Raw genomic sequence first — 12,064 nt, forward strand, 5'->3', positions numbered from 1 at the left:
TTTAGTCGTCCCCTGAGGCCGCCGTTCGTTCGATGCCCTCGAGGCCGGGAATGCCCTCGACCCCCATCGATGCCAGTTCGCGTTTGAGTTCCTGTTCGTCCTCGACGTTCTGGGACAGTTCCATCGACTGGGCGAAGTTCTTCACCAGCCCACAGTTGGGACCCTCCGGCGTCTCGGAGGGTCCGATGCGACCCCACTGGGTCGCGTGCAGGTCCCGCGCCTCGAAGTGTGGCTGCGAGCGAGAAAGCGGGCTGCGAAGCCGACGCAGGTGCGAGAGAACGCCCATGAAGTCGGTTCGGTCGACCAGCTGGGAGACACCCGAGCGGCCGCCGACCCAGTTACCCGTCGCGATCGGGTGTTCGAGGCGTTCGGTCAGGACGTCCGAGCGGACGACCGTGTTGACCGAGAGCTGCCGATTACGCATGTTCGCGCGCTCGAGCTGGTATTTGACGTCCCGGGCGAGCTTGTTCAGCGCGGTCCGGAACAGGTCTTTCATCAGATCGCCGCTCACCTTCAGCCGCTTGTTCGCGTAGTGGTCCTTGTCGTCGGATTCGCGACGCCCGAGCGCCAGCTCGAAACAGGCCTCGGCCATCCGACAGAGGTAGTGAGCCTTGTTGATGCGGACGTCCTCCTCCTCGACGCCGTCCTCGTGGAGATGGGGCAGGAGGTACCGATCGATGACGTAGTTCGCGCGCTTGAGCTGGTAGTTCTTGCCCTGGCCGGAGGCGACGCGTTTGCCCAGTTCCTCGATGGCCTCCTCCTCGGTCTGGACCTCCGCTTCCTCCAGGTTCTCGAGCATGTACTTGACGACCTCGGGATCGTTCGAGACCTTGTGGACGATCTCCTCGTCCGATTCGAGTCCGAGGGCGCGCACGAGGGTGACAAAGTTGATGGATCCAGAGACCGAGGGGAAGGATACCTCGAGCAGGCCGTCCCGGGTCCGCTCACACAGCACCAGGGCGCGGTAGCCACGGCGCTGGCTGAATGTCTTTGCGACCTGGATCTCGTCGCCGTACTTGGTGTCGTACTCCGCGAGGATCTTGTTCGGCGCGAGGTCCTCGCTGGTCATCAACACCCGCTCGGAGCCGTTGACGATGAAGTAGCCCCCGGGGTCGGCGGGGTCCTCGCCGATCTCGATCAGTTCCTCGTCGGAGAAGCCGGCGATATTACACTTCTCGGAGCCGACCATGATCGGCATCCGACCGATCTTCGTCTCCGTGGAGTCGACGACCCGCTGGTCGCCCTCCTCGCCCTTGACGATCGACATCTCCATGAAGACCGGCGCGGAGTAGGTAATGTTTCGAAGTCGGGCCTCCTGCGGATACAGCAGTTCCTCGGAGCCGTCGGCCTCGCGGACGCGGGGCGTGACGACGCGGACGTCGCCCAGCTCGACGTGGACCGGCTCCTCGCCTTCCTTGTCACCGATGTCCGTGTCGATCGTCGCCTTCTCGTCGACGACCTCCTGCATCCCCCGGTTGAGGAAGGCGTTGAACGAGCGGTAGTGGTGTTCGGCGATCCGTTCCTTCGAGAAATATTCGCGCGAGATCTCTCGTCGTTTGTCGCGGTTGAGTTCCATTGCCATTTATTCCACCACGAGTCGGTATACGACTGATTGGTCGGTCGTACGCGAGTCGCGCACGATCTGGATGACGTCGCCGACCTCCGCGTCGTCGGGGAGCGCGGCGTCGTTGCGCTTGATTTTCGGCAGATCTGTACGATCGATGTTGTATTCCGTCAGCACCTCCTCGAGTTCGTCGTCCTCGAGGACGGTATGCTCCGGAACGAGTTCGTGTTGGCTTACGTCTACCATGTGTGGGTGTGCGTGTCTGCTATCGGGAGAGAAGCGGCTGTCACGAGATACTACAGGCAGGTAGCGGCGGGAACCATTTAACGGTTACTAACTCGAGGCACAAGCGGGGCTACCCGGCCGGGCGAACCTGACCGGAGCGAACGATCACACTCGGGAGTAGCCGGTTCTCAGTTATATTCCTTGTGGGTCGTGTGATCCGGTATCACGATGTGGGCGAGAGGGGCGCTCGAGGCGACGGTCGTGGATCGATTGACCGTACCACACGGGTCTCGATTGAAAAGCCTTAATACTGTAACCGCGAAACGAAGAGTTGCGAGCCCGGGTGGTGTAGTGGCCCATCATACGACCCTGTCACGGTCGTGACGCGGGTTCAAATCCCGCCTCGGGCGCTTTTCCGATCTCAACTTCCACGAGCGGTCAGCTCACTTGCCGTGAGTGGTCTGAGGCCGGAAAAGCAGTACTCGGATTCGAATTAGGAGCCGCTTCGCTGCGATCGCGGTTCAAAATCCCGTCTCGGGCATTGTTCCGGAACTAATCGGAAAGCAGCGCGTAGAACTACAAAAACGTGGCCGGCGAAGTTCGGGAACGACGAGTCGAGTTCGGGAGTGTAACTCAGTCTCGGCTGTCTATCTGACACAGAGGCTGATCTCTCGGGAACGCGAGTCGCGATACACGAGTACTGACGAGAAAACGTGTCATCCAGCATTGAGAACAGTCGGGGAACAAAACCCTTAATACTCCGACGGCGAAACGAGGAGTTGCGAGCCCGGGTGGTGTAGTGGCCCATCATACGACCCTGTCACGGTCGTGACGCGGGTTCAAATCCCGCCTCGGGCGCTTTTCCCACTCTCAACTTCCACGAGCGGTCAGCTCACTTGCCGTGAGGAGTCAGAGACCGGAAAAGCGGTACTCGGGATTTGAATCAGAGAGTTGCTTCGCTGCGACCGCGGTTCAAATCCCGCCTCGCGCGTTTTCCCGATGCAGTTTTCGAGCGAGAAGCGCCGCGATGGGCGAAGGCTGCTTTCGACCAACTGAAATATGTCTGCATTCATATTTACCACTACTGGTTTGAGACATTAACGTATAGAGTAAAATGAATGTCAAACAGACCGGCGACGAAACGGAAGCGCGGATCATTGCAGCACTCATCGCAGAGGGATACACCGTCTCCGTTCCGTTCGGCGACAACGACAAGTACGATCTCGTCTTAGATGCTGGCCGCCGATTGCTCCGAATCCAGTGCAAGACTGGGTGGATCGAGGACGACGTCGTGCGGTTCAAAACGGCCAGCAAAACAACGACGGACGGAACCGTGACGATGGATAACTACGACGGCGAAGTGGATGCGTTCGCCGTTCGCTGCAAAGAAACCGGGACGTTGTACTGGGTACCGATCGACGACGTCGGAAAGAAAAGTACGTACTTACGATTGACGGAGCCGGAGATCGATCACCCGAGCGTCAAGCTCGCCGAGAGGTACCGCCTCGAGAATCGACTCCCGTGATCGCCGTACGGCGTTCGCCGTGCCTTTTCTCGCGGGTTCGGTTGAGCCGGTCTCGAGAGGTAGGTTTCTCGACCGGTCCGATCACGCAGTACGAAATCGATGAAGAACCCGGGTGCGGATTAATATCCGCTACAGCCCTGTTCCGTTATCCATCACTCGATGAAGTTAGCAGGCCCTCGGCGTCTATCCTAATATATTAGTACTCATGTGAGACTCGAATAGATAAACCGGCGATAATGTACTGCTAGAACTGCGGTTCGTCGGTCTCAGCGGAACCATGTCACAACCGATCACCGTACTCATCGTCGACAACGAACCCGGATTCGCGGACCTCGCCGGCGAGAGGCTCGAGCGCGAACGCGAGTCGATCGTCGCCCTCTCGGCGACGGACGGCCGGGAGGCGCTTGAGTTCATCGAGCGGCGGGACGTCGACTGTATCGTCAGCGACTACGAGATGCCGGAGATGACCGGCCTCGAGCTGTTAGAGCGGGTCCGTGAGGACGATCCGGACCTTCCCTTTATTCTCTTTACCGGGCGCGGATCGGAGGAGATCGCCAGCGAGGCGATCGCAGCGGGGGTCACACAGTACCTCCAGAAAGGGTCAGGCAAGAAGCAGTACGCCCTGTTGGCAAACCAGGTCACGAACGCCGTCGCCCAGTACCGAACCGAGACGGAACTCCGGGAGAGCGAGCGCCGGTACGAGCGGACGCTGACGACGCTCCACGAGACGACGCGGGACCTGATGCGGGCCGAAACCAAAGACGAGATCTATCGGTCGGCGGTCGAGACGGCCGACGAGATCCTCGAGGTAGCCGTCGCCGCGGCCTACGCGTTCGAGCCGACCGCGGGCGTCCTCGAGCATGCGGCGTCGACGGGCCAATCCCTCGAGCCGGGGGACCCGGAGACGCGCTTCGAGCGAGGTGAGGGGCTCGTCTGGGAGGTGTTCTCGGAGGGGGAAAGCGCCCGTTACGAGGACGTCACTCGCGGGGACGGCATCGAGACGGTGAGCCGGTGCGAGGCGATCGTGCCGCTCGGAACTCACGGCGTGTTGATCGCGGGAACGGAGGTCACTGACGGATTCGACGAGACGATGACGGAGCTGTTGCACATCCTGGGGGCCAACACGGAGGCCGCGTTGGATCGGGCCGAGCGCGAGCAGTTGCTTCGGGATCACGACCGGACGTTAACCCAGCAAAACGAGGAGCTGACGCGGCTCAATCACACGAACGAGATCGTCCGCGAAATCAATCACGGGGTCGCACAGGCGTCGACGCGGGACGAAATCGAAGCGATCGTCTGCGATCGACTCGCCGAGACGGACCGGTATCGCTTCGCCTGGATCGCCGCGAGCGACGACGATCCGCCCGTCCCGGCTGCCTGGGCCGGCATCGACGCCGCATACATCGACCGGATCCGCGACGACGGGGAGCGCGCACCCGAGATCGGACTGGTCCGGGAGACGCTCGAGGGTGACGGCGTCCGGACGGTCCGGGACGTCCTCGAGGCCGACGGGTGGCAGTCGCGGCGCAAGGAGGCGTTGACCTACGGCTATCAGACGGTACTGGGCGTGCCGTTGGTCGCCGACGAGCGCCGGCACGGCGCCCTGGTGGTCCACGTCGCGGGGGCCGACTCGGTCCGCGAGAGCGAGCGCGAGGTACTGGGCGAGCTCGGGGAGACGATCGGCCACGCGATCCGGTCGGTCGAGCGGACGCGCGCGATGGTGACCGACAGCCGTCTCGAACTCGAACTCGCGGTCGGGGACTCGCGGTTGTTGCTCAATCGCCTCTCCGACCACGCCGCAAACGCGGGGCCGGTCACGCTCGAGGGCGTGGTCGATCGGGGTGAGGACGGCGTCGTGCTTTTCATCAGCGCGCCGGCGACGGCGTCGTTGACCGACCTCGAGGCCGACTGGGCGTCGATCGAGACGCTGTCGGTCGTTTCCGAGGGCGACGACGAACGGCTGTTCGAACTCACCGTCGCGTCGACGCCGTTTCTCGACGTCTTGCGGACGTACGACGTACAGATACGGAGGGCGACGGCCGAGGACGGGACGGCGACGCTCGTCCTCGAGGTACCACAGGAGGTCGAGATCCGGTCGCTGGTCGAGGCGATCAGGGAAGAGTACCCCGAAACGGAACTGGTGGCCAAACGCGAACGGACGGGAACGATATCGGCGCGACAGCTCGATACGCATCTGGCCGAGCGACTCACCGACAAGCAGTTCGAAGCGCTGCAGGCGGCCCACTACAGCGGCTTCTTCGAGTGGCCGCGCGAGAGTACTGGTGAGGAGCTGGCGGACGCACTGGACGTGTCGTCGCCGACCTACCACTATCACCTCCGTGCGGCCGAACGAAAGCTCGTTTCGTTGGCGTTCGACGGAACCGCTAACTGATTAGTACACGTTTGCTGTCGACACCAAGGGATTAGAGATCATAGTTAACTCGCATCGGTTCGTATCGCCAAGCGGCGATCTGCAATCGATTGTCGCCATCCCCAATCCCCCCACCCCCTTTCCCTGAACTCGCACTCGAGAGCGACCGCTGGCTCTCGTAGATCGTGCCATCGGCCGAGTCGAGTGGACTCGAACTGATCCCGAACCGGCGATTCGTCGGGCCGTCAGCCGTTCGTGGGGACACCAGCGGACGACCGATAACTGAACTCGACGGGAGAGATCGGACTGAAACGATCGACGCTCCAATCCGATGCAGTCGTGGGGGGAGGTGTATCGCAACTTTGGTGGCGACTATAGTAGCTGCCATTAGTTATTGTCTAATGAGATACTAATTGATTAGTAGTAATATCTCGATGGTGCTAATATATTAGAAGACATTCTTAACCCCCACCGGCACGTACCCCGAAGTGGCGATACGAGACAGACTGTCGCCACCCCCACCCCCTTTCCCCACCCCTTTCCCCCACTTCCCGCTCAGCGACAGCGACTCCGAACAATATCGTGGCGGGACCGACCGTCAAGACGGTGTAATCGGTCCGCGAGCGATAGACGACGATGTCAACGAGACGATCGTCAACGGGACGATCGTCGCCGGGACTGCCCGTCACCTGTGTCTTCCCACTCGATCCAGTTGTGTTCCCAGCCCCGGCGGGATTCGGCGCGTCGCTGGGCACGCTCGCGGTCCTCGCGGGTCGTCCGGTTGCGCTCGACCGCGCCGGACTGCTCGCCTTCCACGAGGAGCGGATCGAACGAAACGGGCTCGAACCGGTCGACCACGCCGTCGCTCGAGACGGCCTCGAGGCGCTGTTTCTGGGTACCACGAGGGAAGACGAGTCGACCGCAGTCGGTCAACTGTTCGAGCAGCGCACGCGGCGGATCGACCGCGGCCGCCTCGAGCAGGACGCGATCGAAGGGCGCGTACTCGGGGAGGCCGTCCGCGCCGTCGCGGCGGTCGACGAGGACGCCCTCGTAGCCCGCCTCGGCGAGGTTGCCGCGGGCCTCGACGACCAGCGGCCGCGAGATGTCGACGGCGTGGACGTTCGTCTCGCCGACGATCTCGGCCGCCACGGCGGCGGTGTAGCCGACGCCGGCACCGACGATCAACACCGTCTGGTCGGGCTCGAGGGACAGCGCCTGTAGCAGGCGGGCGACGGTGCTGGGGGCGAGGACGCGCGTCCCGAGCGCCTCGTGGTCGCGATCGGCGTAGGCCGTCCGCTCGTCGTCGACGAACGCGTGGCGCGGGACGTCGCGCATCGCGACGGCCACGTCCTCGTCACCCAGCACGTCCCTGGGCGGAGACTCGAGACCGTCGACCATGTCCTCGCGCAGTACCGCGGGTTCCATACGCCAGCTATCGGGGCGGCGGTTATGAATGGCGCGCTTGCGGGGAGATGCCGTCACACGGTTAGCCGCGCATCTCGACGAACCGGACGCCGCCGCGTTCAGTCCGCTCGAGCGAGCCGTCCGTGCGTTTCGTCGCGTCGACGAGCGTCTGGCGGCCGGTCCCGATCGGCGCGAGCAGTTGGCCGCCGGGCCGGACCTGCTCGACGACTGGAGCCGGGAACTCGGCGGCGGCACAGGTGAAGTAGACGGCATCGTAGGGCGCGTGGTCCGGCCAGCCCTCGCGCCCGTCGCCGACCCGGATCGAGACGCCGTCGTAACCCAGATCGGAGAGTCGCTCGCGCGCCCGGTCGGCCAGTTCGGCGCTGTACTCGACGCTGTAGACGTTTTCGTCGCCGGCCAGCTCGGCCGTGACGGCCGCGTGGTAGCCACAGCCGGTGCCGATCTCGAGGACCGCATCGCCGGACTCGACGGCGAGCAGGTCGGCCATGATCGCGACCATGTGCGGCGCGCTGATCGTCTGCCCGTCGCCGATCGGCAGCGGGCGGTCGGCGTAGGCGCTGTCTCGGCGGTCCGGCGGGACGAACTCGTGACGCGGGACCGCCTCGAGGGCCGCGAGGACGCGGTCGTCGTCGACGCGGGCCGCGACGGTCTCGAGCATCCGCTGACGGGCGGTCTCGTAGCTGTCGGTCATGGTCGAGAGTACGGGCTCGGGCCACGTATGCGGTCGGGTAGCAGGTACCGGCACCGACCGGAGCCGCGACTGACGGGAGAGTGCGACTCTCGAGGCAGAAATCGTCGGTAAGTAGCAGTGGGGAGCCGACACGAGCCGGACGGTTCGGCGACGTCGTCCGACTACCAGGCCGACCAGGCGCTGCTCTGCTCGTCGTAGGCGTAGACGCGCTTGATGTCCTTCGCGAAGCCGGTGTCGCCCGGTACCTCGAAGCGGTCCCGGCGGTAGCCCTCGGCGTCGCCGCGGACGACGAAGGCGTCGATCTCGAACTCGTCGTCGCCGAACGACTCGACTGCGCCGACCTCGAACTCGTAGTCGCCGGGGACCTGGACCGTAACGGAGCGGCTGTCGTCTTTCGAGCCGTCCTGCGGATGGACGGTGACGTTGACCGCCACGTTGTCGACCTCGCGAGTCCAGACGGTCTCGAGCTCGTCCGCGGGGGCCTCCTCGACTCGCTTGTGGCCCTCGAGTTCGACGCTCGTGACTCGAACCGTCGAGAGGACTGCCTCGGTCTCTAAGATGAACTCGTCGCCGACCGCGATTTCCTCGTCTTCGGGCGCGGTGACGTTCGCGGTGAAGGACTCGCCGCTCTGGGAGACGACGACGTCCAGCGTCACTTCGCGCTCGCTGTCTGGCTGGACCTTGTGGACGTGACTGCACTCGCTGCAACGAACGGTGTAGGTGCCGCCGCCTTCCGTCAGTACCTCGTGGACCGTCTCGAGGTCCGGCGAACAGGAGGGACAGGGCGTCGGAACCCGATCCGGTGTCTCGCTCATGACCCGCTCTAGACGCTACGCACTGAAAAGGCGATTGAACCCGTCGCGCCCGTGCGAACGACGCTCATCAGTTGTCCTGGATCGCGTCGATGACCATCGCCGCGGCCACGACGGGCTCTTTTGGGACGTCACTGGCATCGTCGATGGTGATGTCGTAACGGTCGCGCAGCCCGATCCGCCCGTTGATCGAGCCGACGTGTGAGCCCGACTGGTCCGTGATCTCGTACTTGTGGGGGATCAGCCCGCCGAACGGAACGAGATCCCGAGCCAGCGTCACCAGCGCGCCGCGGGAGTCGATCGCGGCCAGTTTCTCCTCGGTCGTCGCGTCGCGGATCGTCCACGTGTCCTGCAACAGCGAGTAGTCGTTGTCCAGAATCACGAGGTCCTCGCCGGTCTGTGCGTCCGAGAGGAGGTAGTTGCCCGCGACGTCGATGATACCGCCGGCCTTCACGGTGAAGACCTCGTTGCCCTCGCCGTCGACGAAGGGGAACTCCTCTTTCATCTTCAGCATCTTCTGTTTCCCTTTGAGAACGGTGTCGCCGGCGCTATCGATGGCCCTGTACTTGTTCCGGACGAACCCCTGCTCGACCGTGTACCGGTCGTCGGTCAGTTCGATCCCCCGAATGTCGTACGCTCGAGAGTCGCTCATAGCTGCGGTCACGCGGTGCCATCACTTGAATCCACTAGGTTCGAACACTTTCGAAGCGAAGCGAAGCGCGGTCAGCCGTCGGTCGGCGTCGGCAGATCGATGGGGTCGCCGTCGGCGTACACCGTCGGCTCGCGGAGGATGCCGTCGAGATGGATCGGCGCGTCCGTCTCGCCGCCGATCCCCGCGTCGTCGCCGATCGCGATGTGGACGGTCCCGCCCGCCTTCTCGTCTAAGAGGACCGAGCCGACGAGTTCGGTGACCGCGACGTTCGTTCCGATTCCCAGTTCGGCGAGATTGTAGGCGGCGTCGTCGACCTTCTGGGCCGCGTTCTCGACGGTTTCGCGGATCTCGTCGTCGGAGATGTGCGTGACCAGACCGTCCTCGACCTCGAAGGTGAGCCGCCGGTCGTCCGCGAGCAGTCCGTGCGGGCGCATCGTCCCGTCGACGACGAAGGTGCCGTCGGCGGTCTCGGGGCTGATGAAGACCTCGCCCGCGGGCAGGTTCGACATCTCGCCGGGCTCGTGGACGATACCGGTGTCGGCGAGCCACTCCCGGCGGCCGACGCCGAAGGTGATGTCGGTCCCGGCATCGGTCGTGACCCGGATCTCGTCGGCGTCGGCGACCTGCTCGTGAACTCCCTCGCAATGGGCCGCGATCGAGTCGTAATCGGCCTCGAGCCCCGTCGTGAACACGTCCTCGGTGATCCCCGGCAGGGTCGCGACCCGCGCCCCGGCCGCGTTGGCCTCGGTCCGGGCGCGGGTGTGACTCAGGCTCTTTGTCGTCGGCGCGAGGACCACGTCGGCCCCGGCCATCGCCGCCGCGACGGGTTCGGGGGGCTCGCTGCCGTGCGTGTCGCCCGGCGGATACCGGACGATCACCGCGTCGTCGGTGATCTCCGCCGCTACCTCGTAGAGTGCCTCGCCGATCCGCTCGCGCTTGTCATCGGTGACGATCGCACACGACTCAGCCGCGTCGAGAGCCAGACATTGGCGGACGGCCGTCTCCGCCGCCGCTCGAAGTGCTGCCATACACTACTCTGGGGTAAGCGGGCCGATATGTCTTGCCCTCGGCCCGTCGCCGGCACGCGGTCCGCTCGGTCCCGACGCGGTAGGTCGGCGGCTCGAGCGCGCCGTCCGAGCGCCGAGATCGGCCTCGAGAGGGATCGAAACTCCGATCCGAGTAAACGTCGGCTGTGACGGCTCGAAACGATTATCCCGCTCGGTGGTCCACTCCCGAGCATATGCAACAGGTCGCGATCAACGGCTACGGCACGATCGGCAAACGCGTCGCGGACGCGGTCCGACAGCAGCCCGACATGGAGGTACTGGGCGTCGCGAAGACCCGCCCCAACTTCGAGGCCGAGACGGCGGTCGAGAAGGGCTTCCCGCTGTACGCGGCCGTCGAGGAGCGCGAACACCTGTTCGACGAGGCCGGCCTCGAGATCGCCGGCCCCGTCGAGGACCTCGTGGCCGAGGCCGACGTGGTCGTCGACGCCACGCCCTCGGGGATCGGTGCCCAGAACAGGGCCCTCTACGAGGAGTACGACACCCCGGCGCTCTATCAGGGCGGCGAGGACGCCGACCTCGTCGACACGAGCTTCAACGCGCGCTCGAACTTCGAGGACGCCGCCGACGCCGACCACGTCCGCGTCGTCTCCTGTAACACGACCGGACTCTCGCGGGTCATCGCTCCGCTGCGCGAGGAATACGGCGTCGAGAAGGTCCGCGCGACGCTGGTTCGACGCGGCGGCGACCCCGGCCAGACCTCCCGCGGCCCGATCAACGACATCCTGCCGAACCCGGTCACCATTCCGTCCCACCACGGTCCCGACGTCGAGACCATCTTCGACGATCTGGACATCGACACGCTCGGGATGAAGGTGCCCGCGACGCTGATGCACATGCACAGTCTCAACGTCACCGTAGCGGAGGAGGTCGACGCCGCCGAGGTCCGCGAGCTGCTGGCCGACGAGTCGCGCCTGTTCCTGATCCCCGAGCGGTTGGACATCGACGGCAGCGGTAAACTCAAGGAGTACGCGATGGACGCGGGCCGACCCCGCGGTGACATCTGGGAGAACTGCATCTGGGAGGAGTCGATCTCGACCGTCGGCGACGATCTCTATCTCTTCCAGGGGATCCACCAGGAGAGCGACGTCGTGCCCGAAAACGTCGACGCGATCCGCGCGGTGACCGGCAGCGCCGACGCCGCCGAGAGCATCGAGACCACAAACGAGACGCTCGGCATCGGACTCTAACGGCTGGAGCGCCACGCGGTGTCGTGGCTCGACTCCTCGCAAACGGGCCGAACCACCACGGACGCGGCCGCCGATCCTATAGCGACGACAGAAAGTTTTTGCCACGTGGTCCCCTAAACCGCCACATGCGCCGAGACGACCGCGACGAACCCTTCGACGACCTGTTTCGCGAGATCGAGCGGATGATGAACGAGATGATGAACGGTGCGGACGCAAACGTCGATTTCGACTCCTCGAGCGACGTCGACAACGGCTTCGGCATGGACACCCACGTCGACATCCACGAGACCGACGACGAGGTCCGCGTCGTCGCCGACCTCCCCGGCGTCGAGAAGGACAACATCGAACTCGAGTGCGACGGCACGACCCTGACCATCTCCGCGGAAAGCGACCACCGCCAGTACGACGAGCGCGTCTCCCTGCCCTCTCCCGTGAACGAACACACCGCCTCGGCGACCTACAACAACGGCGTCCTCGAGGTCGTCTTCGAGCAGGCCGAACAGTCCTCGGACATCAGCCTCGAGTAGTCGGGCCGTCGCGGTCGC

Annotated in this window: 11 protein-coding genes and 2 tRNA genes; 6 read left to right on the forward strand and 7 right to left on the reverse strand. The window is 64.5% G+C overall.

Annotated elements, in window-relative coordinates; genetic code table 11:
* Position 1: 1 nt before the first annotated feature.
* Entirely contained in the window at positions 2-1,582 is a 1,581-nt protein-coding gene (locus A6E15_RS15235; RefSeq protein ID WP_049965451.1) for a DNA-directed RNA polymerase subunit B'', read from the reverse strand.
* Positions 1,583-1,810 carry a DNA-directed RNA polymerase subunit H gene (locus tag A6E15_RS15240; RefSeq protein WP_066299488.1) on the reverse strand — a complete coding sequence of 76 codons (228 nt, stop codon included), beginning with the start codon at positions 1,808-1,810 and terminating at the stop codon, positions 1,583-1,585.
* A gap of 316 nt (positions 1,811-2,126) precedes the next feature.
* On the opposite strand from A6E15_RS15240, the gene A6E15_RS15245 reads away from it, so the two are divergent.
* The 4 genes from A6E15_RS15245 to A6E15_RS15260 all read left to right on the forward strand — a co-directional run bounded on the left by A6E15_RS15245 (position 2,127) and on the right by A6E15_RS15260 (position 5,706).
* Positions 2,127-2,199, forward strand: a tRNA-Asp gene (locus A6E15_RS15245).
* Between the two features lie 375 nt (positions 2,200-2,574).
* Positions 2,575-2,647, forward strand: a tRNA-Asp gene (locus A6E15_RS15250).
* A 256-nt stretch (positions 2,648-2,903) separates the two neighbouring features.
* On the forward strand, positions 2,904-3,314 hold the full coding sequence (locus tag A6E15_RS15255) for a group I intron-associated PD-(D/E)XK endonuclease (RefSeq protein WP_076147445.1): 411 nt from the start codon (positions 2,904-2,906) through the stop codon (positions 3,312-3,314).
* A gap of 277 nt (positions 3,315-3,591) precedes the next feature.
* A complete protein-coding gene (locus tag A6E15_RS15260) occupies positions 3,592-5,706 on the forward strand; it encodes a bacterio-opsin activator domain-containing protein (protein WP_076147447.1) in 2,115 nt (704 codons plus the stop codon).
* 633 nt (positions 5,707-6,339) lie between these two features.
* On the opposite strand, the gene A6E15_RS15265 is transcribed toward A6E15_RS15260, so the two are convergent.
* The 5 genes from A6E15_RS15265 to A6E15_RS15285 form a co-directional block, all read right to left on the reverse strand.
* Positions 6,340-7,110 (reverse strand): protein-L-isoaspartate O-methyltransferase family protein, encoded by a 771-nt coding sequence (locus A6E15_RS15265; protein ID WP_076147448.1) that lies wholly within the window; start codon positions 7,108-7,110, stop codon positions 6,340-6,342.
* A gap of 61 nt (positions 7,111-7,171) precedes the next feature.
* Positions 7,172-7,801, reverse strand: coding sequence for a protein-L-isoaspartate(D-aspartate) O-methyltransferase (locus A6E15_RS15270; RefSeq protein ID WP_076147450.1), 630 nt, complete (start codon positions 7,799-7,801; stop codon positions 7,172-7,174).
* A gap of 161 nt (positions 7,802-7,962) precedes the next feature.
* Positions 7,963-8,616 (reverse strand): HVO_0476 family zinc finger protein, encoded by a 654-nt coding sequence (locus A6E15_RS15275; RefSeq protein ID WP_076147452.1) that lies wholly within the window; start codon positions 8,614-8,616, stop codon positions 7,963-7,965.
* Between the two features lie 67 nt (positions 8,617-8,683).
* The gene (locus A6E15_RS15280) at positions 8,684-9,265 is read right to left on the reverse strand and encodes an LURP-one-related/scramblase family protein (RefSeq protein ID WP_076147453.1); all 582 of its coding nucleotides are present in this window, start codon (positions 9,263-9,265) and stop codon (positions 8,684-8,686) included.
* 71 nt (positions 9,266-9,336) lie between these two features.
* On the reverse strand, positions 9,337-10,293 hold the full coding sequence (locus A6E15_RS15285; protein WP_076147455.1) for an aminopeptidase: 957 nt from the start codon (positions 10,291-10,293) through the stop codon (positions 9,337-9,339).
* A 212-nt stretch (positions 10,294-10,505) separates the two neighbouring features.
* Between A6E15_RS15285 and A6E15_RS15290 the strand changes: the two genes are divergently transcribed.
* Both A6E15_RS15290 and A6E15_RS15295 read left to right on the forward strand, forming a co-directional pair.
* Positions 10,506-11,519 (forward strand): type II glyceraldehyde-3-phosphate dehydrogenase, encoded by a 1,014-nt coding sequence (locus tag A6E15_RS15290; protein ID WP_076147456.1) that lies wholly within the window; start codon positions 10,506-10,508, stop codon positions 11,517-11,519.
* 125 nt (positions 11,520-11,644) lie between these two features.
* Positions 11,645-12,046 carry an Hsp20/alpha crystallin family protein gene (locus A6E15_RS15295; protein ID WP_049965442.1) on the forward strand — a complete coding sequence of 134 codons (402 nt, stop codon included), beginning with the start codon at positions 11,645-11,647 and terminating at the stop codon, positions 12,044-12,046.
* Positions 12,047-12,064 lie beyond the last annotated feature (18 nt).

Source organism: Natrinema saccharevitans (assembly GCF_001953745.1).
GTDB lineage: Archaea > Halobacteriota > Halobacteria > Halobacteriales > Natrialbaceae > Natrinema > Natrinema saccharevitans.